The 22,445-nt window shown below is 64.0% G+C and carries 17 protein-coding genes and 2 tRNA genes; 9 read left to right on the forward strand and 10 right to left on the reverse strand.

Annotated elements, in window-relative coordinates:
- Positions 1–8: 8 nt before the first annotated feature.
- The 3 genes from glmS to ACQZAB_RS01260 all read right to left on the reverse strand — a co-directional run bounded on the left by glmS (position 9) and on the right by ACQZAB_RS01260 (position 3,967).
- A complete protein-coding gene (gene glmS / locus ACQZAB_RS01250) occupies positions 9–1,889 on the reverse strand; it encodes a glutamine--fructose-6-phosphate transaminase (isomerizing) (protein WP_428386394.1) in 1,881 nt (626 codons plus the stop codon).
- A gap of 163 nt (positions 1,890–2,052) precedes the next feature.
- Positions 2,053–2,862 carry a DUF2817 domain-containing protein gene (locus tag ACQZAB_RS01255; protein WP_428386395.1) on the reverse strand — a complete coding sequence of 270 codons (810 nt, stop codon included), beginning with the start codon at positions 2,860–2,862 and terminating at the stop codon, positions 2,053–2,055.
- Between the two features lie 22 nt (positions 2,863–2,884).
- Positions 2,885–3,967 (reverse strand): tRNA dihydrouridine synthase, encoded by a 1,083-nt coding sequence (locus ACQZAB_RS01260; protein WP_428386396.1) that lies wholly within the window; start codon positions 3,965–3,967, stop codon positions 2,885–2,887.
- A 58-nt stretch (positions 3,968–4,025) separates the two neighbouring features.
- On the opposite strand from ACQZAB_RS01260, the gene ACQZAB_RS01265 reads away from it, so the two are divergent.
- The 4 genes from ACQZAB_RS01265 to ACQZAB_RS01280 all read left to right on the forward strand — a co-directional run bounded on the left by ACQZAB_RS01265 (position 4,026) and on the right by ACQZAB_RS01280 (position 7,362).
- Positions 4,026–4,502: a hypothetical protein gene (locus ACQZAB_RS01265; RefSeq protein WP_428386397.1), complete on the forward strand. Its 477-nt coding sequence runs from the start codon at positions 4,026–4,028 to the stop codon at positions 4,500–4,502.
- Positions 4,503–4,622: 120 nt separating this feature from the next.
- Positions 4,623–6,221, forward strand: coding sequence for a glucose-6-phosphate isomerase (locus ACQZAB_RS01270; protein WP_428386399.1), 1,599 nt, complete (start codon positions 4,623–4,625; stop codon positions 6,219–6,221).
- A gap of 33 nt (positions 6,222–6,254) precedes the next feature.
- Positions 6,255–7,262, forward strand: coding sequence for a peptidoglycan recognition protein family protein (locus ACQZAB_RS01275; protein WP_428386401.1), 1,008 nt, complete (start codon positions 6,255–6,257; stop codon positions 7,260–7,262).
- Positions 7,263–7,288: 26 nt separating this feature from the next.
- Positions 7,289–7,362 (forward strand) — tRNA-Arg (locus tag ACQZAB_RS01280).
- 25 nt (positions 7,363–7,387) lie between these two features.
- On the opposite strand, the gene ACQZAB_RS01285 is transcribed toward ACQZAB_RS01280, so the two are convergent.
- Positions 7,388–7,460, reverse strand: a tRNA-Ile gene (locus ACQZAB_RS01285).
- Positions 7,461–7,506: 46 nt separating this feature from the next.
- Here ACQZAB_RS01285 and sppA point away from each other — a divergent pair.
- Positions 7,507–8,502: a signal peptide peptidase SppA gene (gene sppA, locus ACQZAB_RS01290; RefSeq protein WP_428386403.1), complete on the forward strand. Its 996-nt coding sequence runs from the start codon at positions 7,507–7,509 to the stop codon at positions 8,500–8,502.
- On the opposite strand, the gene pdeM is transcribed toward sppA, so the two are convergent.
- The 4 genes from pdeM to ACQZAB_RS01310 are packed head-to-tail and all read right to left on the reverse strand — an operon-like array spanning position 8,472 to position 14,371.
- Positions 8,472–9,179, reverse strand: coding sequence for a ligase-associated DNA damage response endonuclease PdeM (pdeM, locus tag ACQZAB_RS01295; RefSeq protein ID WP_428386405.1), 708 nt, complete (start codon positions 9,177–9,179; stop codon positions 8,472–8,474). The genes sppA and pdeM overlap by 31 nt on opposite strands.
- Positions 9,176–11,761 carry a ligase-associated DNA damage response DEXH box helicase gene (locus tag ACQZAB_RS01300; protein WP_428386406.1) on the reverse strand — a complete coding sequence of 862 codons (2,586 nt, stop codon included), beginning with the start codon at positions 11,759–11,761 and terminating at the stop codon, positions 9,176–9,178. Before ACQZAB_RS01300 ends, pdeM begins: the two co-directional genes overlap by 4 nt.
- Positions 11,742–13,358: an ATP-dependent DNA ligase gene (locus ACQZAB_RS01305; protein ID WP_428386408.1), complete on the reverse strand. Its 1,617-nt coding sequence runs from the start codon at positions 13,356–13,358 to the stop codon at positions 11,742–11,744. The genes ACQZAB_RS01300 and ACQZAB_RS01305 overlap by 20 nt, the downstream gene beginning before the upstream one ends.
- Positions 13,355–14,371, reverse strand: coding sequence for a ligase-associated DNA damage response exonuclease (locus ACQZAB_RS01310; RefSeq protein WP_428390120.1), 1,017 nt, complete (start codon positions 14,369–14,371; stop codon positions 13,355–13,357). The genes ACQZAB_RS01305 and ACQZAB_RS01310 overlap by 4 nt, the downstream gene beginning before the upstream one ends.
- Positions 14,372–14,504: 133 nt before the next feature.
- Between ACQZAB_RS01310 and ACQZAB_RS01315 the strand changes: the two genes are divergently transcribed.
- Positions 14,505–15,518 (forward strand): CorA family divalent cation transporter, encoded by a 1,014-nt coding sequence (locus ACQZAB_RS01315; RefSeq protein ID WP_428386409.1) that lies wholly within the window; start codon positions 14,505–14,507, stop codon positions 15,516–15,518.
- A 1-nt stretch (position 15,519) separates the two neighbouring features.
- Here the strand turns inward: ACQZAB_RS01315 and ACQZAB_RS01320 are convergent, their stop codons facing one another.
- Both ACQZAB_RS01320 and ACQZAB_RS01325 read right to left on the reverse strand, forming a co-directional pair.
- Positions 15,520–16,125: a sulfotransferase gene (locus ACQZAB_RS01320; RefSeq protein WP_428386410.1), complete on the reverse strand. Its 606-nt coding sequence runs from the start codon at positions 16,123–16,125 to the stop codon at positions 15,520–15,522.
- A gap of 54 nt (positions 16,126–16,179) precedes the next feature.
- A complete protein-coding gene (locus ACQZAB_RS01325) occupies positions 16,180–17,274 on the reverse strand; it encodes a VWA domain-containing protein (protein WP_428386411.1) in 1,095 nt (364 codons plus the stop codon).
- An 82-nt stretch (positions 17,275–17,356) separates the two neighbouring features.
- Between ACQZAB_RS01325 and ACQZAB_RS01330 the strand changes: the two genes are divergently transcribed.
- The 3 genes from ACQZAB_RS01330 to ACQZAB_RS01340 are packed head-to-tail and all read left to right on the forward strand — an operon-like array spanning position 17,357 to position 22,445.
- Positions 17,357–18,799 carry a hypothetical protein gene (locus ACQZAB_RS01330; RefSeq protein WP_428386412.1) on the forward strand — a complete coding sequence of 481 codons (1,443 nt, stop codon included), beginning with the start codon at positions 17,357–17,359 and terminating at the stop codon, positions 18,797–18,799.
- Complete coding sequence (locus tag ACQZAB_RS01335; protein WP_428386414.1) at positions 18,799–21,222, forward strand: hypothetical protein; 2,424 nt, start codon at positions 18,799–18,801, stop codon at positions 21,220–21,222. Before ACQZAB_RS01330 ends, ACQZAB_RS01335 begins: the two co-directional genes overlap by 1 nt.
- Complete coding sequence (locus ACQZAB_RS01340) at positions 21,222–22,445, forward strand: hypothetical protein (RefSeq protein WP_428386416.1); 1,224 nt, start codon at positions 21,222–21,224, stop codon at positions 22,443–22,445. The genes ACQZAB_RS01335 and ACQZAB_RS01340 overlap by 1 nt, the downstream gene beginning before the upstream one ends.

Consider the following 22,445-nt stretch of genomic DNA (forward strand, 5'->3'; position numbering starts at 1 on the left):
ACGGTCTCTTATTCTACGGTGACACTCTTGGCGAGATTTCGGGGTTTATCGACGTCGTGGCCGCGTAGGACGGCGGCGTGGTAGGCGATGAGTTGGAGGGGGATGACGGTGACGAGCGGCTGGAGGGGCTCGGGGACGTCGGGGACTTCGACGACGAAGTCGGCGTATTTGTGGATGTTGTGATCGCCCTGGCTTGCGACGGCGAGGATGCGGCCGCCTCGGGCGCGGACTTCTTCGATGTTGGAGACGACCTTGTCGTACTGGGAGCCACGGGTGGCGATGAAGACGACGGGCATGCCTTCATCGATGAGGGCGATGGGTCCGTGTTTCATTTCGGCGGCGGGCATGCCTTCGGCGTGGATGTAGGAGATTTCCTTGAGTTTGAGGGCGCCTTCGAGGGCGACGGGGTAGTTGAAGCCGCGGCCGAGGAAGAGCCAGTTGTCGCGGTCGACGACCTTCTCGACGATGGTCCTGATGGCGTCGGCCTGCTGGGTGATGGCGGCGATGTGGTCGGGGATCTGTTCGAGGGCTTCGAGGTAGTGGGCGACATCGGCTTCGGAGAGGTAGCGTCGTCGGCCGAGGTAGAGGCTGATGAGGCTGAGGACGGCGACCTGCCCGAGGAAGGCTTTGGTGGAGGCGACGCCTATTTCGGGACCGACGTGGAGGTAGACGCCTGCGTCGGTTTCGCGGCTGATGGTGGAGCCGACGGCGTTGACGACGCCGATGGCGGTGGCTCCGCGGTCGCGGGCTTCGCGGAGGGCGGCGAGGGTGTCGGCGGTTTCGCCTGACTGGCTGATGGGGATGACGATGGAGCCTTCTTCGATGATGGGGTTTCGGTAGCGGAACTCGGAGGCGTACTGGGCTCGGGCGGGGATTTTGGCGAGGGATTCCATGAGGTATTCGCCGATGAGTCCGGCGTTGTGGGCGGTTCCCTGTCCGACGAGCATGACGCGATGGGCGGCGACGAGGGTTCGTGCGTGGTCGGCGAGGCCGCCTAGGACGACGCGGCCTTCGCGGTGGTCGATGCGTCCGCGGAGGCAGGTGCGTAGGGTTTCGGGTTGCTCCATGATCTCTTTGATCATGTAGTGGGGGTAGGGTCCGAGTTCGATCTGTTCGAGGTCCATCTCGAGCTCGGTGACCTTGGCGGAGACGGGGACGTTGTCGATGGTGGTGGTGCGGAAGTCGACGGCCCAGGGTCCGAAGGCGGGGTCCTGTTTGTCGTTGGGTCCGGCGCAGAGGCGGACGACCTGGTAGTCGTCGAGGGTGACGACCTGGGTGGTGTGGGCGACGATGGCGGAGGCGTCGGAGGCGAGGACGTAGCTGCGATCGGCGACGCCAACGATGAGGGGTGAGCCTTTGCGTGCGCCGACGAGGGTGTGAGGTTCGGCGGAGCAGATGACGGCGATGGCGTAGGCTCCGGTGACTTCGCGGAGGGCGGACTGGACGGCCTGTTCGAGGTTGTCTTCGTAGACCTCGGCGATGAGTTTGGCGAGGACTTCGGTGTCGGTCTGGCTGGTGAAGGTGTGGCCTTTGCCTTCGAGGTAGGTGCGGAGGGTTCGGTAGTTTTCGATGATACCGTTGTGGACGACGGCGATGGTGTGGCCGTCGGCGGTCTGTCCGGTGTGGGGGTGGGCGTTGGGTTCGATGGGTTCGCCGTGGGTGGCCCAGCGGGTGTGTGCGATGCCGATGGTGCCGTGGAGGCCGCCAGCTTTTTCGAGTGCGTCTTCGAGGACGGCGACGCGGCCGACGCTGCGGACGACGTTGATGCCATCGGAGGTGCCGATGGCGAGTCCGGCGGAGTCGTAGCCGCGGTATTCGAGTCGTTTGAGGCCTTCAACGAGCAGGGACGAGGCTTGCTGAGAGCCTACGTAGGCAACGATTCCACACATCGACAGCTCCTGGTACAGACGGCTTGCAGACACCTGTCTTATCGGTGACTGCGGGGCGTGGCTGGCGTTGGGGTGGGGTTTGTTGCCAGCGGGAAGCGCGTAGGGAGCTGTACGTTGTGCGGGTTGTGCGGGATCGTCGGATTAGGGGAATCGGACTCCGTGCTCAGGAGGGTGAGCGGAAGCGTTCGGTGGAGACGGGGACCTGCCGGGGGCCGGGCTTTTCGGGGAAGACGACGGCGGTGAGCATCATTTCGCCGTAGCGCTGCCAGAGCTCGTCGTCGGAGAGGTCGGTGTCGGACTTATAGAATTCCATGGTGATGGTTGGGATCTGGCGGTCGACGCCCAGCCAGGAGCCGAGGGATCCGGGTCGGCTGCCGAGTTTCTTGACGGGGAGCCCCGAGGTTTCGGCGAGGGCTTCGGCAAGGGGGAGGGTGGTTTCTTCGGGTCCGTCGTAGTCGACGCATTCGAGGGGCTGGTGGAGGGTGATGACGCGGGCGGGTCGAGGGAGGGACTGGAAGAGGTTGTAGAGGGCGCGGCTTTCGGGTTCGGAGAGGGGTCGGCGGCCGTGGCGGTCGCGTTCGGTGGTGTGGTTGCGTGCGGGGAAGTTTCGGTTGAGGTCGATGTCGCGGTTGTTGAAGCGTCGGTTGAGGGCGAGTCCATCGGGGTTGGCGTTGCCGACGATGACGACGCGTCGTCCTTCGAGGAGTTCGGGGTTGGCTTTGAGGACGGCGCCGAGCTGGCGGACGAGGGGGACGCCGGCGGGTTCGTTGCCGTGGATGCCGGCGACGAAGACGATGAGCTCTTCGCCGTCGCCGAGTTCGTGGCACTCGATGCCGCGGCCGTCGAGTGAGCGTCCGATGATGGTGTAGCGTTCGAAGACGCCTTGGGGTTCTTCGGGGTCGATGAGGGGGACGGTGTTGCAGCCGGTGGTGAGCAGGGTGGCGAGGATGAGGAGGGCGAACAGGTAGGGCATGGTAGACCTCGGTTGGAACGACTCAACTTAGAGGGGCGCACGCCTCCTCGGCGGTGGTATTGTCGATCTGGTTCTCGGCTTCTGCAACCACGCCTGGTCCGTCGGTGTCGTAGAAGCGGTCGAGGACGGCGTGCCAGTCGGCGAGGGAGCTGACGGCGATGAAGCTTTGTTTGATGGCGTCGGCCTCGGGGTGGTGTCGGGAGAACTTGATGCCGAACTTGCGCATCATTTTTGAGGCGGGGATTTCGCCATGGAGTTCGAGGCTGAGCTTGAAGTGGCGGAGGAGAACGGCGCGCTGCTCGTGGATGGTGGGAGGTCGGTTGGCTTCTTCGGGGTCGTTGTTCATAAGGGCTCTGGCCTGTCGGAAGAGCCAGGGGTTGCCGATGCATCCGCGGGCGACGCTGACCCAGTCGACGGCGGTGGCTTCGATCATGCGAAAGATGTCTCTGGCGTTCCAGATATCGCCTGACCCGCCTAGGGAGAAGGTGCCGAGTCGGTTGGCGGGTTTGGGGTAGCGTTTGGTGAGGTCGGCGAGGAAGGCCCAGTTGGCGGGTCCGAGGTATTTCTGTTCGACGGTGCGGCCGTGGACGGTGGCCCCGGCATAGTCGTTCTCGATGGCGGCTTCGTAGATTTTGTAGAAGCGTTCGGCGGATCCGGGTTCATCGTCGGATCCGCGGCGTAGTTTGACGGTGATGGGGGTGGTGTCGGGGGTGGCCTGGCGGACGGCTTTGAGGATGTCGATGGCGGTGTCGGTGTCGGAGAGGAGGTGTCCGCCTCGGGCTTTCTTTTTGATCTTTTTGACGGGGCATGCGAGATTCACGTCTATGGCGTCGTAGCCGAGGTCGACGAGGATCTTCGCTCCCTGGGCGATATCCTGTGGGTGCGAGCCCATGAGCTGCCCGGTGATGGGGTGGTCGTCGTCGCGGAGTTCGGCGGCTTTGAGTCCTCGTCCTCCTGTGATGAGGAAGTGATCGAGCATGGCCTCGGTCACGCAGTGGGGGCAGCCGTGTTCGCGTGCGACGATGCGCATGGCGGCGTCTGAGTAGCCTGCCAGGCCGGCTTGGTAGAAGGGTGCATCGATCTGGAGTCCGCTGAGGCGCATCATGGATATGGATTATAGACCGACGTGTGTGACCGCCCTTCCGCGTGCCAGAAGGCGATGGGTGCCTGATTCTGCTGGCGTGGGGATGCTGTTGGTGCTGGCTCTGGTTCTGGTGGGCTGTCGTGGCGCGGGGGACCTGTTGGCGGAGACGCAGGCTCGGGATGTGGCGACGCTGGCTTATCCCGAGGAGGCGCAGGTGGGTCCCGATCTGCCGGTGCACGTGGTGCGGGACGGGCGTCAGATCGAGGTGATCAATCTGTCGTCACGGTCCTATCGCCGGGTCGAGCTGTGGCTGAATCAGGCGTATGCGCGGCCGGTGGATCGGCTGGAGATCGGGAAGAACTGGCTGTCGCTGCGTCGTTTTGTGAATGACTTTGGGGAGACGTACCCGACGGGGACGCTGCTGTCGCCTGACAAGAACGAGCCGGTGGTGCTTGCGGAGTTGTATGACCCATCGACGCGGGTGAAGCATCGGCTGGTGGTTCGTCCGAGCGGTGATGAGCGGGAGACGGGTTCGCTGCAGACGAGTGTGCCTTGATGACGCGAGGTGGCGGGGTTGGTTATGGTTGGGTTTGTGGGCTGCATGGACCGTGTGTGGTTGATGCGGCGTGAGGATCGACAAGGACTGTCCAACACCGGTTGATAGCAGGAGTCTGGCGTGCCATTCATTGATGACAAGACTGCGTTGTATCGCTTTTACAAGAAGCATCTGTGCAAGGCTCGTGGGACGGGGATCTCGCTGGATGTTTCGCGGATGGCGTTTCCTGCGACGCTTTGGACGGATATGTCGGCTGAGATGCGCGGGGCTTATGAGGCGATGGATCGTTTGGAGGCGGGAGCGATCGCGAATCCGGATGAGGATCGGATGGTGGGGCATTACTGGTTGAGGGCCCCGCATCTGGCGCCGGAGCAGGCGCTCTCGGATGCGATTCAGACGACGATCAACGATGTGATTGCGTTTGCGGAGGCGGTGCATCAGAAGGAGCTGGTGCCGGCGACGTATGGGCGGTTTACGGATGTGCTGGTGATCGGGATTGGCGGGTCGGCGCTGGGCCCACAGCTGGTGGCGGATGCGCTGGCGGGTCGGCGGAACAAGCTGAACCCGCATTTTCTGGATAACACGGATCCGGATGGGATCGAGCGGGTGTTGATGGGTTTGAAGTCGAAGCTGAAGTCGACGCTGGCGGTGGTGATTTCAAAATCGGGTGGGACGCCTGAGACGCGGAACGGGATGCTGCTGGCGAAGGCTGCTTATGAGGCTCAGGGGTTGGACTTTGCGCCGCATGCGGTGGCGATCACGGGCGAGGGGTCGAAGCTGGATCAGGTAGCGGTGAAGGAGGGGTGGCTCAAGCGTTTCCCGATGTGGGACTGGGTAGGCGGCCGGACGAGCCTGATGTCGGCGGTGGGGTTGGTGCCGATGGCGCTGCAGGGGATCAACATCCGTCAGTTTCTTGAGGGTGCTGCTGCGATGGATGGGGTGACGCGGGTGCATGACACGGCGAAGAACCCGGCGGCGCGGCTGGCGCTGATGTGGCATTTTGCGACGGGCGGGAAGGGTGAGCGTCAGATGGTGATGCTGCCCTACAAGGATCGGCTGGTGCTGATGTCGAAGTATCTGCAGCAGCTGGTGATGGAGTCGCTGGGCAAGGCGGAGACGCTGGATGGCGAGCCGACGAAGCAGGGGATTACAGTGCTGGGGAACAAGGGTTCGACGGACCAGCATGCGTATGTGCAGCAGCTGCGTGACGGGCTGGATGATTTCTTCGCGACGTTCATTCTGGTGATGCAGGATTATGCGACGCCTGGCAAGCGTGAGTCGCTGGAGGTGGAGCCGGGGATCACGGCGGGCGATTATTTGCGTGGTTTTTATATGGGTACGCGTACGGCGTTGTATGAGTCGGGTCGTCCGTCGATGACGATCGTGATGGACAAGCTGGATGCGAAGTCGGTGGGTGCGCTGATTGCCTTGTATGAGCGGGCGGTGGGTTTTTACGCGACGCTGGTGAACATCAATGCGTATCACCAGCCTGGCGTGGAGGCTGGTAAGAAGGCGGCGGGTGTGGTGCTGGACCTGCAGAAGGCGGCGGTGGATCACCTGAAGCGGTCGGGTGGTGAGGGGATGAGCGTGGAGGCGCTGGCGGAGGCGATCGGGCAGCCGGATGCGATCGAGGATCTGAGTCTGATTCTGGATCATCTGGCGGCGAACAAGCGGCAGGTGAAGCGTGTGCGGACGAGCACGTATGCAGCGCTAACGTGATTTTGATGGATGCAATCCTCAGCGGAGTGTGTGATGCCTGGTTACATGGCTTTGGCGTTGTTGGTGGTGGTGATGGTGGTTTCGACGCCTGTGTTGTTGGCGGAGGAGCGGGCGGCTGGGGAGGGCATGACGATCAGGGTGCTGCGGCATGAGGTTTGGAGTGACCGGCCGCCGGCGGGTGTGGAGGCGCATGGGATCCGTCGGAATCTGGCGATCGGTGACACGGTTGATTTTGAAGGGTTGAGTCTGTCGGTGCTCGATACGGCGGCGGTGGGCGAGGCGATGGAGGAGGGGCAGGAAGAAGCGGAGGGGGCGGCGGATGTGGATCGGGTGAAGCTGCTGCTTGAGGATGCGGCGGGGAAGGCGATCGTGACGGCAGCGGAGGGTCAGGCGATGGTACGGGGCGAGCTGCGGATCGCGGTCGTGGCGATCTACACGCAGGAGGGTGAGTTGGGTCGGGGGCTCACGGTGATTGAGGTTGCGACGGTGGATTCGCTGCCTGCGTATCTACGTGATTCGGCGGACGCGGGTGGAGCGGAGCAGCGGCTTCGGATTCGTCATGCGATTGATCGGTTGACGCTTCACCACAGCGCAACGGCTCATGGTCCTGAGGATGATCTGGGGAGGAAGCTGGCGGCGATGCAGAGCTGGGGGGCGTCGCAGCGGAACTGGTGGGATGTGCCGTATCACTACATCGTGGATCTGGACGGGACGGTGTATCAGGGGCGTGACGATCGTTACCTTGGGGATACGAACACGCGTTACGACACGGCGGGTCACTTCCTGATTAATTGTTATGGCAACTACAACGATCAGACGCCTAATGAGGTGCAGGTGGAGACGATCGCGCGGCTGATGGCGTGGGCGGTGGCCGAGTATGAGATCGAGCCGATCGAGATTTTTGGGCATCGTGATCTGGCGAGCACGTCTTGTCCGGGCGACCATCTGCAGGCGCTGATTGAGGATGGGACGCTTGAGCGGCGGGTTCGGGAGATTTTGGAAGAGGGGGTGCCTCGGCTGGTTTGGGTGGAGGGGGAGTGAGGGGTTGGGTTATTCTGTGGTGAGTTGCCCTCGTAGCTCAGCTGGATAGAGCAGCGCTTTCCTAAAGCGCAGGTCAGAGGTTCGAATCCTCTCGGGGGCATTGGTTTACTGATTATTTCGGGGAATGGGAGCGGCAGGATTCGAACCCGCGACCGAGCGATTATGAGTCGCCTGCTCTAACCACTGAGCTACGCTCCCGGCGGAGGCAGTATAGTCGAGGGGAACCCTGTTACGGAGTTGTGCGATGGCTCGATGGCTGCTTGGGCTGGTGGTGCTGGTGCTGGCGGGTTGTGGTCCGACGACGGTGGTGGTGGGGATTGGGCCTGGGGATCGGTCGCTGACGGAGACGGTGGTGGTGGATGAGTCGGCGCGGCGGGTGAAGGTGGCGATGATCGATGTGACGGGGGTGATCGTGAATGCTCGGCGGGATGGGCTGCTGCAGCAGGGAAGCAATCCAGTGGCGGAGTTGCATGAACAGCTGGCGCGGGCGGCGACGGATGATCGGGTGAAGGGGGTGGTGCTGCGGATCAATTCGCCTGGCGGGTCGGTCACGGCGAGTCGGATGATGCATGACGAGGTGCGGCTGTTCCGGGAGCGGACGGGCAAGCCGGTGGTGGTGGTGATGATGGATGTGGCGGCGAGCGGGGGGTATTACGTGGCGTGTGCGGCGGATCGGATTGTGGCATATCCGTCGACGATCACGGGGAGTATCGGGGTGATCATGCAGACGGTGAGTTTGAAGCCGGCGCTGGATCGGTGGGGGATTACAGCGACGACGATTCGGAGTGGGGAAATCAAGGGGGCGGGTTCGCCTTTGGATACGTTGACGGCGGAGCAGCGTGAGGTTTTTGAGGGGATGATCGAGGCGTTCCACGAGCAGTTTGTGGCGGCGGTGGATGCGGGGCGGGCTGGGTTGGATCGAGAGACGATCAACAGGCTGGCGGATGGGCGGGTGTACACGGGGGGTCAGGCGGCGGAGCTGGGGCTGGTGGATGAGACGGGGGATTTGTATCTGGCTTTTGAGCGAGCGAAGGGTTTGGCGGGGGTCGAGTCAGCGGATCTGGTGCTTTATCACCGGCCGTTGGATTATGTGGCGGCGCCTTATGCGGGGGCGTCGGAGGCGTCGGGTGGTGGTGGGACGACGGTGAATCTGTTGTCGGTGGATCTGGGTGAGTCGATGGGTGGGGTGGGAGCGCCGGTGATGTTTGGTTATCTGTGGTCGGTGGATGGTTTTGAGTGATCGACGGCGAAGAGTGAGCCGTTGTCGCTGATCATGACGAGTCGTTCATCGGGTTGGGGTTCGACGTTGAGGCAGCCGGTGAAGTCGCCGAAGGCGGGGAGGATGAGGCGGGTTCGTCGGAGCCAGAAGCAGGCACTGCGGATGCGAGTTCGGCCACGGCCGTAGAGGCTGGCGGCGGGGTGGAGGTGTCCGGCGAGTGCGGGGTGGGGTGAGGGGTCGGCGGGGTCGTGGAGTGCGGCGATGCCGGGGAGGATCTCGGTGCCGGCGGGGATGGGGTTGAGGTTGAGGGTGGTGGGGATGCCGCCTGCGGAGCGGTCGTGGTTGCCAGCGACGACGTTGACGGGGAGGGGGTTTTGCTGATGCCAGTGGCGATAGGCTTGGATGAGTTCGTCGGTGACGCCGGTGCGGGTGTGGAGGAGGTCGCCGAGGATGGTGAGGGTTTGGGGTTGGTGGGTGGTGATGAGTTGGGTGAGTCGGGCGAGGGTTGATTGGGTGGTTCCGGCGGGGACGGCGATGCCTGCGGCGCGGAAGCCGGCGGCCTTGCCGAGGTGGAGGTCGGCGACGAAGAGGTGCTGGGATTCGAGGTGGAGGAGGGCGCGGTCGCCCAGGAAGCGCCAGCGGTGGTTGGCCCAGTCGAGGTCGAGGGTGGTTGTTGCGGTTGTGTGGGTGAGGGTCACTTCCTTGATTTTCGTTGAGATCGGGGCTTGTTGCCAGTGGCGGTTTGGCGGCTGTGGCGGTCTTCCATGTCCTGGACGATGCGGGCCATTTTGTCGGTCCAGCTTTCGGTGGAGACGTGGGTTTCGCGGATGCGGTCGGCGAAGAGGGGGAAGGCGAGGGGCGAGAGGGAGTCGGTGGGTTGGATGATGATTTGCTGGTTGCTGATGCCGCTGAGGGTTTGGGTGATGCGGGTTTGTTCGAGTTCCTGTTCGAGGACTTCGCGGTGGGCCTGGTGGAGGAGGTGGTGGTCGGGGTCGAACTGCTCGAAGACGTCGAAGAAGAGTTCGGAGGAGGCCTGGAGGTGGCGGGTGGGTTTGCGCTGGCCGGGGTAGCCCTGCTGGATGAGACCTGCGATCTGGGCGATCTGACGGAAACGTCGGCGGGCGAGTTTGGTGGCGTGGACGCAGGCGATGAGGTCTTCGTCGAGGTTGTTTGTGCTCAGGACTTCAGACCAATCATCGGTGGTGAGGTTGATGGGGTCGGGGGCGAGGAGTTCGAGGCCGTAGTCGTTGGCCATGGCGGTGATGGAGAGGGGCTGGCGTTTGCTGAGTCGGTGGGCGAGGAGGCTGGAGAGGCCTTCGTGGGCGAGGCGGCCGGCAAAGGCGAAGAGGAAGACATGGTGGCCGAGTCGGGTCTGTGCGGTTTCGATCAGGAGTTGGTTCGGCTTTGGAATGATGGAGAGTTGTTGTTGGAGGTTGAGGATGTCGCGGAGGGCCTTGGTTTCGGGGTCGTGGTAGATGCCCTGGCGGGCTTCGTCGAGGAGTTGGCGAACGACTTCGGCGAGTTGGGTGGAAAGGGGTGAGCGGCCGCCTTGCCAGCGGGGGATGGCTCGGCTGGGTCGGGTGGCTTTGCGGACGAGTGCGGTGGTGCCGTCGAGTCGGACAAGTTCGAGGACGCGGCCGCTGAAGATGAAGCGTTGTCCGCGTTCGAGTTTGGCGATGAAGGATTCTTCGATGGTGCCGAGTCGTTTGCCGGAGACGAAGCGGACTTCGATGGCGGTGTCGGCGGTGATGGTGCCGATGCCGAGGCGGTGGGTGCGGGCGAGTTTTTGCTCGCGAACGGTGTAGCGGCCGTCTTTCTCGATGACGCGGGCGAACTCGGGGTAGGCGCGGAGGGTCTGGCCGCCTCGGACGACGAAGTCGAGGACCCAGGACCACTGGGCGTCGGTGATGTTGGCGAAGGTGTGGGTGTTGCGTACCTGTTGGAGGGCTTCGTCAGAAGTGAAGCCGGGTCCGGTGGCGAGGGTGACGAGGTGTTGGGCGAGGACGTCGAGGGCCATGCCGGGTGGTGGGCGGTTTTCGATCATGCCTTGTTTGACGGCTCGGCGGGCGGCGGCGAATTCGATGAGTTCGAAGGCGTGGGTGGGGACGCCTGTGACGCGGCTGGGTGCTCCGGGTCGGTGACCGCTGCGGCCGGCGCGTTGGATGAGTCGTGCGACGCCTTTGGGTGAGCCGACCTGGAAGACGCGGTCGACGGGCGAGAAGTCGACACCCAGGTCGAGGCTGGAGGTGCAGACGACGCAGCGGAGTGAGCCTTCGCGGAGGCGTTGTTCGACTTCTTCGCGGACGTCGCGGTCGATGCTGCCGTGGTGCATGGCGACCTCGCCGGTCCAATCGGGTCTGGCGTTGATGATGGCCTGGAACCAGGCTTCGGTCTGGGAGCGGGTGTTGGTGAAGATGAGCGAGGTGGAGCCGTCGGTGAGTTGGTTGGTGACGTCGTCGACGAGGCGGGGTCCGAGGTGGCCGGACCAAGGGAAGCGTTCGATGGCTTCGGGGATCAGGCAGTCGACGGCGATCTGTTTCTGTTTGCGCCCGCGGATGAGCTGGCCGTCGTGGCTGGGGCCGACGAGGGACTGCATGGCCTGGTCGAGGTTGGCGAGCGTGGCGGAGAGTCCCCAGATGCGGAGATTGGGGTTGTGGGCCTGGAGGTAGCTGAGGCAGAGCTGGGTTTGGATGCCTCGTTTTGAGGCGATGAGTTCGTGCCATTCGTCGACGATGACGGCGCGGACGCTTCGGAGTTGCTCGGCGGTGTCGGCGAAGCTGAGGAGGAGGCTGAGGCTTTCGGGGGTGGTGACGAGGGCGGTGGGGAGGCGTTTTCGTTGTTTGGCTTTGAGGTTGGAGGACGTGTCGCTGGTTCTTTTTTCGACAGTCCAGTTGAGACCGAGGTCGTGGATGGGCTCGGCGAGGGCGTCGGTGGTGTCGTTGGCGAGGGCGCGGAGGGGTGTGATCCAGAGGGCGCGGACGGTGTCGGCCATGTTTCGCTTTTTGGCGGTGGGTGGTTCGACGGGGCCGGTGCGGTCGGCTTCGGCGAGGGCTTCGATGAGTGGGCCGAACCAGACGGCGTAGGTTTTGCCGGTGCCGGTGGGTGCGTGGACGAGGCCGGACTGGCCTTGCTCGTAGGCTTTCCAGACCTGCTTCTGATAAGGGGCGGGTTGCCAGCCGCGTAAGGTGAACCAGTCGCGGGCTTTGGCGTGGGCGCGTTTCCAGGCGGCCTTGGTGGGCGGGGCTGGCGGGTTGTTGGTTTCAGGAGCTGCTTTGGGCATCGAGCAGTTTCTTGAGGGTGGCGAGGCGGTCGGCGTCTTCGGGCTGTTTATCGGTGCGCCAGCGGAGCATGCGCGGGAAGCGCAGGGCGACGCCGGAGCGGTGGCGGGCGGAGGCCTGGATGCCTTCGAAGGCGATCTCGAAGACGTGTTGGGGGTTGACGCGGTGGATGGGTCCGCGGCGGTCGAGGGTGTTCTTGCGGACCCAGCGGCTGACCTTGTCGATCTCTTCGTTGGTGAGTCCGGAGTAGGCCTTGGTGACGGGGACGAGTTCGTTGTTGTCGTCCCAGACGGCGAAGGTGTAGTCGCTGAAGACGCCGGCGCGTTCGCCGTGCCCGCGTTGGGCGTAGATCATGACGGCGTCGACGGTGTGGGGGGCGACTTTCCATTTCCACCAGAGGCCGGTTTTGCGGCCGGTGCCATAGGGCGAGTCGAGGCGTTTGAGCATGAGGCCTTCGACGGCGCGGTCGCGGGATTGTTCGCGGAGGGTGGTGAGGTCGGACCAGTCGGTGAAGGGGATGGTGGGTGAGAGTGTGAGGAGTGAGGGGTTGATATTGTCGTCGTTGATGATGGCTTCGAGCTTTGTTCGTCGTTCGGTGAGAGGCTGTGGCCGGAGATCCTGGCCTTCGTGTTCGAGGAGGTCGTAGGCGCGGAAGACGACGGGGATTTCGGGGCCGAAGAGGGTGGGTCGGACGTCGATGCGGTTGAGGCGTTTCTGGAGGGCGTTGAAGGATTGGGGTTTGTGGTTGTCGTGATCCCATGCGAGGATTTCGCCGTCGAGGACGGTGCCGTCGGGGAGTTGTCGGGCGGCGTCGGCGAGTTCAGGGAAGGCTTGTTGGATAGCTGCGTCGCCTCGCGACCAGAGGCCGACCTGGTTTTGGCGGTGGATGAGTTGTCCGCGGATGCCGTCCCATTTCCATTCGGCCTGGAAGTCGGCGGGGTCACCGAGGGTTTCGGGAGTGCCTTCGTGCGGGGTAGCGAGGCAGAAGGGATAGGGGCGGAGGGCGTCGAGTTGGGTGTCGCCTTCGACGATCCTGCGGTAGGTCTCGGGGGTGGGGTCCCAGTGGCCGGTGAGTCGGTAGGCGATGTCTTCGGGTTGGGCGTTGACGGCGGCGGCGAAGCCGCGGATGACGAGTCGTTCGGCGACGCCGACGCGGAGGGCGCCGCTAAGGAGTTTGTGGAAGACGAAGCGCTGCCAGGGGTCGAGCCGGTCCCAGGCCGCATTCAGGAGCTTGCGTTTCTGTTGGTCATAGCTGATGGGCAGGGGCAGGAGCAAGTCTTCGACCAGTTCGTGGAGGCTGGGCGGGTCGGTGTCGTTCGGTGTGTGGGGCAGGAGGAGGGAGATGGTTTCGCTGAGGTCGCCGACCATTTGCCGGCACTGGCTGACGAGCCAGGGTGGGTACCCGCTTCGTGTGGCGGCTTCGTCCTGGAGGAGTTTGTAGGGCAGGGCGCGTTTGATGCGGCGGCCGGTGAGGAAGTGGAGGGCCCAGATGGCGTCTTCGGGGGGTACTTCGGTGAAGTAGGCTTCAAGCGCGGCGAGTTTCTCGCTGGTGCGGGTGGTGCGGTCGAGCTGCTGGTAGAGGTGGGCGAAGCGCTTCATGTGAGGCTGCCCTGCGGATCGGTTTCGGCTTCGTCGGTGGTGGCTTCATCGGCGCCTTCGCCGACGTAGCTTGTGTCGATGGAGTAGGCGTCGAGGCCTTCGACTTCGATGAGGTAGCGTTGGAGGGCTTCGGTTGCGCCGTGGGTGAGGCCGATGCGTTTGGCGCCGGTTTCCTTAAAGGTCCGGATGAGGGCGGGCCAGTCGGCGTGGTCGGAGAGGACGAAGCCGCGGTCGAGGGCTTCGCGGCGTCGGCGGCCACGGACGCGCATCCATCCGGAGGCGGAGGCTGCAGAGACGGGAGCCAGTTGCTTGGGCCAGGGGGTGCCGAGGGCGGAGGGCGGAGCAATGACGAGGGCCTGGCCTTTGAGCTGTTTGGCGTTGGTGCGGTCGACCTTGACCCATTCGGGGAGGTGGATGCCGGCGTCGCGGTAGACCTGGCAGAGGGGAGCGATGGCGCCGTGGAGGCCGATGGGGCCGATGGTTGCATCGATCGAGGCGAGGAGGCGTTGGGCTTTGCCGAGGGAGTAGGCGGTGAGGATGGCGGTGCGGTTGTTGGTTTGGCAGTGCCGCCACCAGTCGTTGATGTCGTTGATGACCTCGGCGGGGTCGGGCCATTGGTAGATGGGGAGGCCGAAGGTGCACTCGGAGATGAGGACGTCGCAGGGGACGACTTCGAAGGGGTCGCAGGTGGGGTCGGGGGCGCGTTTGTAGTCGCCTGTGACGACCCAGACCTGGCCTTCGTGCTCGACGCGGACCTGTGCGGAGCCCAGGAGGTGGCCGGCGGGGTGGAGGGAGACCTGCATGCCGTTGAGGGTGAAGGTTTCGCCGTAGGGGACCTCTCGGAGGTTGATGTCTTTGCCGAGGCGGTGGCGGAGGATGGGTGCGGATTGGGGGGTGGCGATGTAGAGGGAGGAACCGCGTCGGGCGTGGTCGCTGTGGCCGTGGGTGATGACGGCGTTTTTGACGGGTCGCCAGGGATCGATGTGGAACCCCCCCACCCCTCCTGCCCCCAGCCCTCCCCGCGCCCCCCCTGCCGCACAGGCGAGGCCATTGGCATCGCGTTGGATCAGGTTCTGGGTGGGGTTGGTGGGCACAAGGGGATGCTAGCGGGGAGACGTTGGCGGGGGTTGTGGTTACAAAATGCGGATGAATCAGACGAGCATCAACGGAACTGGGACGGGTTTGCTGCACGCGCGGGCGCTTTCCCGGCTGGCACCTGACAATCTGCTGGATCAGTCGGGGTTGGATGGGTGGTCGTTTTCGGAGGGGCCGGTGTGGGCGCATTTCGATCGGCGGTCGGATCAGACCCGGCGGTGGCTGGCGGAGAGGAGCGGGCTGGATGCGACGGTGCTTGATGCGATGCTGGCCGAGGACACGCGGCCTCGGTTGCTGACGCGGGGTGAGGGGGCGGTGGTGATTCTGCGGGGCGTGAATCTGAATCCGGGTGCGGAGCCGGACGACATGATTTCGCTTCGGATGTGGGTGGATGGGGATCGGCTGATCAGCATGCGTTTTCCGAAGTTGGCGGCGGTGAACGATGTCAAGAACCAGGTGGATGAGCGTCGGGTGCCGACGACGCCTGGGCGTTTGCTGGCGGAGCTGGCTTTGGCGTTGGCGGATCGGATGGCGCCGGTGATCGGGAACATCCGGGAGTTGCTGGATGATTTTGAAGATCGGGCGCTGGATGGGGATGTGGACTCGGTGCAGTCGGAGCTGGGGCCGATACGGCGGCAGATCATCACGATTCGGCGGTATCTGGCCCCGCAGCACGAGGTGCTGTATCGGTCGGCGGAGCTGGATGCGCGGTGGCTTGGTGATGAAGCGCGGGTGATGCTGAATGAGGCGGCGGATCGGACGCGTCGGTTTACGGAGGATCTGGATGCGCTGCGGGATCGGGCGGTGTTTATTCAGGAGGAGCTGATGGCTCGGCAGTCGCAGCAGATGAACAAGACGATGTATCTGTTGTCGATGGTGGCGACGGTGTTTTTGCCGCTTGGGTTTGTGACGGGTTTGTTGGGCATCAATGTGGCGGGGATGCCCGGGACGGACTGGTCGCTGGCTTTCTGGGTGGTAGTGGGGTTGCTGGTGGTGCTGACAGGGGTGGAGTTGTGGCTGATTCGGCGGTGGGGGTTGCTGAATTCGGGGCGGGGGTCGTCGTGAGTCAGGTTCTTTTGTTGCGGTGGAGGGTGGGGTCGATGGCGGCGGTCATGGCGGCGGTGTCGAGGGGGTGATCGGGGCGGAGCGGCTGGAGGAAGTCGGCGATCTGTCGGGCGGGTGTGTCCGGGTTGGTCAGGAGGTCGGTGTGGTGGACTTCCAGGAGGGACATCTCCGGGCGTGCGGCGATGGCGGCGAGAGTTTTGTCGAGTTGGGACTGGTAGACGGTTTTGAGGCGGTCGGGTTGGAGGGCGGCGCCGGTCTTGCCGGAGCGTTCGAGCATTTTGGCCTGGGAGGCGAGGACTTCGTCGAGGTCGCGGTGGATGAAGACGATGCGGTAGTGGTGGTTGGTTGGGAGGGCTTCGAGGAGGAGGTGGATGACCTTGACGACGCGGCCGGGGGCATTGCTTAGCCAGGTGCGGTCGGCGTTGGGGGAACGGAGGGCCTTGACGGCTTCGAGTTCGTAATAGCCGCGGGGGTTGTCCTCGTCCTGGGTGCGTTGGTTGTCGGTGAGGGGTGGGATGCCGGCGGCGGCGATCATCTGCATGAGCATGGAGGTGCCGGAGCGGGGGAGGCCGGAGACGATGGCTATGTCGTTGGATAAGTCGGTCATGTGTGGGTTATCGGCTGAATTGGCGGGTGGGGCGAGATGGGCTGTTGGCTGTTGTCAGGGGCCGACGAAGCGGTAATCGCCTTTGTTTTCATCGGCGATAATTCTGAGGATGGTTTCGCCGGATCGGTTTCGGAAGGCGAGGGTGTTGATGTGGACGCGTCGGTTGGGGTTGAGGCGGGTGATGGTGTCGGTGACGGCGACGTTGAAGCTGCCATCGGAGAGGAGCCAGATGGTGTCGGGGCGGAGTTGGGTGAGTGCGAGCCGGAGTGCGTCGGTGGGGTCGGTGCCGCCTCCGGTGCTGACCTCGCGGATCCAGCGGATGTAGCGCTCGACGTTCTGGGGTGTGGCGCGGACGGGTGCTCTGGCGGGCATGGGTTCGGCGTCGTTGTCGTAGAAGATGACGTAGAAGGTTTCGTGGGGGCGGAGTGATCGGAGGGTGCGGATGAGTTCGAAGCGGGCGTCTTCGAAGGCTTCGCCGGCCATGCTGCCTGACTTGTCGATGAGGAAGACGAAGCGCGAGCCGTGGCCGGGCTGGTCGAAGAAGCTGGTGAGGCCGTCGCTTGGTTCTGAGCCGGCTGATGCCTGTCCCTGGGGGCCCGAAGGTGTCGTTGTTTGGCTTGGGGGGGTGGTTGTCGTGGTGATGGGTGTGGGGTCTGGAAGGACGGCGTTGAGGTCGGTGGCGAAGCCGATCTCCTGCGAGGCGTTTGCCTGTTGGGCTGGGATGGGTTCGGTTGTGGGCGTGTTGGTGTCGGGGCTGGTTGCAGGGGTTTCCTGATGAAGCGACTGGGTGGCGACGTTGGGTGGTTGCGCGTTGGTGTCGTCGCCGGCTGTTTGGTTGGCGGTGGCTTGCGGGCCGTCGCCGGGTTGCTGTGTGGTGGCTGCCTGGTTGCCTGTTTGTGTGCTGTCGCCCAGGCCTGCGCCGCGGCCGTCCTGGCCGTTGCCGGGTGCGGAGGATGTTTGAAGTGGCAGCCAGAAGAGCAGTGAGGCGCAGGCGATCAGGAAGAGGATGAGGGCGAGAGCAGGCGGTTTCCAGTGATCGCTTCGGACGTGTGGACCGGGCCTGCTGGTGGGGTTGTGGGGTGGGTCGGTGTTATCGGCTTCCGACGAATCGGCGTTCAAATGCTTGACTGAGGCATCTGCTTCCGTCATCTTACCGATAGCTTAACGTGGTTAAACAGTCGTGCCACGTTGCCCCCTCCCATGACGAACGGGCACATGCTCCGGAGCGTCCATGGCGACCGAGCCTCTTCAAGTTGATGTTTCTGGGTCGGGTAACGACAAGACCTGGCAGGATTTGTCTCCGCCGGAACTGACGCAGACACAGCTGTTTGACTACACGGAACCGCTTCGTCGGGATGAGTTGATCGTGCAGTCGGCCGAGTGGGATGGTCGGACGATTCGGCGGACGGTCTGCCCGCACTGCTGGGCGCGGATACATCTGGGTGATCTACTGTGGGTGGCGGCACATCCGAGTCTTCGGGGCGATCCTGTGGCGGGTGAGGATGTGATGCGTCGTTTTCTGCCGAGCCAGTACGACGTGCATGGCAACGCGATCGATGCGCGTGGTTCGGTGTGTCATGATCTGGCGTGCCCGGCTTGTCGGCTGCTGATTCCGCGGGCACTCTTACAGTCGCGGCAGTTGTATTTTTCGCTGGTGGGTGTGCCAGCGAGCGGGAAGACGTATCTGACGGCGGCGATGACCTGGCGTCTGCGTTCGCTGCTGCCGGATCGTTTTGGTTGGGGGTATCAGGATGTGGATCCGGTGGGTAATGCCTCGCTGATCGAGAATGAGCAGACGCTGTTTCTGCGATCGCGGCCGGATGACCCGATCAGTCTGGACAAGACCGAGATGCAGGGAGCGCATTACGACTTTGTGCGCTTTGGGCAGCATCAGGTGAGTCTGGCGCGTCCGTTCCAGTTTCTGCTGACGGCCCCGAAGGGGCATCGGAAGGCTGATGGTTCTTCGTCGGGCGAGAACTATGGCCACGTGCTCAATTTCTACGACAACGCGGGCGAGCATTTCATCCCGGGGAACGATACGACGTTGACGCCCGGCACTCAGCACGTGGCGCATGCCAATGTGCTGATGTTTCTCTTCGATCCGATGCAGGATGCTCGTTGTCGCGCGGTGATGAAGAAGGCGAGTCGCGATCCTCAGTTGGGTGAGGGTTTTGCGCATGAGGTGCGTCAGGACACGATTCTCAATGAGATGGCGCGGCGGGTGAGGCGTTACAGCCATCTGAGTGAGTCGCAGCGGCTTGAGCAGCCTTTGATGATTCTGGTGAGCAAGGCGGATGCCTGGCGGGAGTTGGCGGGTGTTGCATGGGGTGATGCGGATGAGCCTGTGTTTCGGGAGGGTGACGGCTCGTGGGCGGTCGACACGAGGCTGATCGATCGGGCGTCGCAGAAGACCCGTGCGTGGATGAAGTCGGTCGTGCCAGAGTTTGTATCGCTGGCGGAATCGATGCATCGGCATGTGGTTTATGTGCCTGTCTCGGCACTGGGTGGTCCGCCGGAGTCGGTTGGTCAGGAGGCCCGGCTGATGATTCGTCCGACGCAGATCGCGCCGAAGTGGGTGACGGCGCCGGTGCTGTATTCGCTGGCCAAGTGGTCGCGGCAGATGCTTCCCGGGGATCCGGATCAGGCGGCACCGGGTGAGAGAGAGCGTGGCTGATGGCGTGGGAGCTGGTCTATACCTCGGCTCCTCGCGGGCTCAGCTCGGGCTCGACCGGGTTCTGCACGGTTGCTCACAGCCAGGGTCTGCCGGTGTCGCTGCAGTCGAGGCTTGAGGCGCTAAGTGGATATCGGCCGGCCGGCGGGCTGGCGGCGACGGAGGCGGGCTCGCCTGTGCGCTTCAGCCATGTGCTGCTGAATCATGCGGGGCAGACGCTGTCGGTGCTGTCTCGGGTGGCGTCTTCGGGTGTGGATCACAGTGGGCGCGTGAATAAGCTTGCCGATCATCGGGTGGTGCTGCCGGGCGAGCGTGCGGACGCGGGGCCGGCGTGGATGGCTGGTCGGTCGGGGTTCTTTCGCGAGGCGTGGACGGGTTCGCCGAGGCTGCTGGAGAAGGAGATCGCGGTTGCTTCGGGAAAGGAGGAGCCTGGTGTCTGCTCGGCCTGGGCTGAGGCGACGGGGGATGCGGGTTGGGCGGGTTTTCTGGTGGATCGTTTCCTGATCGATCCCGCGCAGGCGATCTATGTGGTGCATGACCCGGCGAGGCATGACCCGCTGCGGCTGATTCGGGAGGCGATCCGTTTGCTGCCGGCCTCGCGGCGGTGGGACGTGACGTTTTCGACGTATCACACGGATCCGCTGGCCGATCATCACGTGGCCTGGCGTTTCGTGGTGGCGGGTACGGCGGCGGCGAAGTCGGCCTTGATGTCGAGAGACTCGGCGCACTGCCTGGACCTGACGGCGTCGCTGGGTGTACCGGCGGAGAGTGCTTATGTGCTTGCGGCGCAGCGGGGGGAGGCGGTGCGGGTGTCGAGCGTCGAAGCGGCAACGACGGCGAGAGCTGTTGGTGATGAGGCTGAGGCTACGCCCGTGATTGCTGAGCGGGCTGTGCGTGGGGAGGATCGGTTGGAAGCCCGGGCGGTGGGTGTGGCGGGTTCGGCTTCGAGGGTTATCGGGGAAGATCTGCGTCCGGCGGAAGCGGGTGTGGATGGGCGTGTGGTGGGTGCCTTTCATCTGGGTGTGGTGGTGAGTGTGATCGTCCTTGGTGGCTGGCTGCTGATGACTGACCGTGGCGAGCTGGTTGTCGCTGAGGGTGAATCGTCTGCGGATGAGCGATCAGAGGTTGCGCTGCTTGAGGATCGGCTGGCTGCTTCGCAGACGCGGGTGGTGGAGCTTGAGGCTCGGCTTGCAGAGGTGGAAGAGGCGGCCCGCAGTGGTGAGGCTGCGCTATCGAGCGGTGCGGCGTCGATGCCCGTCGATCCGGTTACTCGGGTTGAAGCAAGTGTTGAGGGCGAGAGGGATTCGCCAGCGTCGGTAGCTGCGATGGTGTCCGACGACCTGGTTGCTGCTGAGGCACTCGAGCTGGTGGTTGATCTTCCGGCTGTTGAGACGGTGTCGACGGGTTCGGCTGGTATCGGGACGGGTTCGCGGGTGTTGGCCCGGTCGGTTTGGCTTTGGCGACCCGGGTCGCTGTTGTCGGATGAGGCGCGGCTGTCCGTGCGAGCGGCGTGGGAGATGTCTGGGTCTGATCTGTTCTGGCAGGTGGAGGGTCGTCGGGCTGAGCTGGTCTGTCGTTCTCGCGATTCACTCGGTCTGCCGGTCGAGGTGCGTTTGGGTCGGGTTGATCTCACGGTGGAAGGGGTCATGTGGTCGTGGCTGGATGCGGACTTGCCTGAGGCGTGGGCGCTATCGCAGGACCTGTTGTGGTGGCATGCAGCGGTCTCGCTTATCGAGGTTGTTGATGACACTCGTGGTCGGATGGCGTCGATGTGTGGGGTTCGTCCGGCTGAGGTCACGGGGCTGATTCATCGAGGTGGCGTGGGTGTGCCGTGGGGTGGATCGGGGGTGTCTGCCTCGTTGCGGACGGTGTGGCTGCCGGCTTCCTGGCGGGAAGCGTTGGCGGATGGGGATCGAGCCCTGGTGTATCAGGGACCGGAGGGTTCGCGGCTGCGGCTTGGGGTTTCGATGAGCGCTTCGTTGGTGGATGTCCAGGCGCGTTGGGAGGTGCAGGCTCTTGAGCTTGAGCGCGAGCGTGCGGAGGCGCGGAGACGGGCGGATGGCCTTGCCGAATGGCTGAAGGCGAGGAGGGGTTTGGAGGCGAAGTTGGATCGGGTGGTTGCGGTGCTTCCGAAGCGGGAGGATGGTTCGATTGATGAGGGTAAGCGTCAAGCCTTCGCGCATCTTCAAGACTTCGCGGCGTTTGATCGGGTGGTGGACGAGATGGCGGTCCACGAGGAGCAGCTGATTGGCGTAGCGGTGGATGAGGTGGGGTTGACGGTGACAGATCTTGAGATGCGTGTGGCTGCGATCGATCGTCAACTGGAGGAGATGCGGGTGTTTCCGGGCGTGCGTGTGGCGGTGGTTGCGGCGAGAAGTGGTGTGGCCGTGCAAGAGATACGGTGGGTTGTTGAGGAGACCCCGTGATGAGGTTGTTTGGAGCTTCGGGCCGATGGTGTTTGGCGAGTCTCGCCGGGCTGATCTGGCTGGCGGCGACGGGCTTGTCGGTGCGGGCTCAGGATGATGCGCTGGATGATTTCGAGGCGCGTTATCTGGAGGCGGTGAAGCGTATCGAGGCTCAGTTGATTCAGGCGGGGCAGCAGATCGAGGCGGAGCAGCAGGCGTTGCTGGACAAGCTCGGGAAGACGCATGACGAGTTACAGGCTGAGCGGGAGCGTGCCGATCGCCTGGCGTCACGGCTTCGGGCGTTGTCGGGTGAGGCATCTGTGGCGGTGGATGTCGCGGAGCCGGTATCGATGGAAGCGGTGGTGGGTGATGATGAGCTGCGGTTTCTGGATCATCCGGAGCGCGAGGTGGATGCATTGGGGATGATTAGGGCGAACAAGCAGGTGATCGGGACGGTGCCGGCAGGGACCGAGTCGATGGTGCTGATTTGGCCGGATGGGCTGGAGGCCGGGGAAGGCCTGCTCAGGCCCGATGTGCGGAACGAGGGCGGCCGGGGCCATCTGGAGATTCGGCGGCCGATGGGTTCGCCTCTTTTGCTGGCGCAGTGGTGGGTGGAGGGCACGGATTTTGTTTGGTCGTGGCGGGCTCACTCGCCGATTCAGTCGGCGGAGGCGCTGGCGTATCTGGATCGATTGCTGCCACGTTCGCGATTTGAGGCGCGGCGGGCGGGGATCACGCTGGCCGGGTACCAGTTCCGACCGGTGGAATTAGACATGGATTCTGCGGATGGTGCGTCGGCTGCGGGGGTGGTGTTGCGGCCGGGCCTTGGGCCGATCAGGCTCGGTGCGGAGCCGGCGGGGTATGGCTGGCTGTTGGTTTCGGAGGATGCGACGCACATCGAGTGGGTGTCGCTGGAGCGGTCCTGGCAGGTGACTTTGGGGCGGGATGGTCGGTCGGTGCGGGTGCGGGAGAGTTCGGGCATTGAGCGACGGATTCAGGAGCTCGAACGGCAGAAGGATCGCTGGCAGCGGGACGCTGCGAATGGTGGCGGGACTGGCGGCATGGCCAACCGGGTGCGGGCGGAGATCGAGCGCATCGACGAGCAACTGCAACGGCTCGAGGCGGTGAGAGATCGTTTGTCCGAGAATAGGATGGGAGAAGCGGCGATACCAGTGGTGCGGCTGATGAGCCAGGATGAGAAGACCGTTCTGGGTCGATTGCCCCTTGCAGAGGGGACGCCTTAA

Origin of the sequence: Mucisphaera sp., from assembly GCF_965279675.1 — a bacterium.
Lineage (GTDB): Bacteria > Planctomycetota > Phycisphaerae > Phycisphaerales > Phycisphaeraceae > Mucisphaera.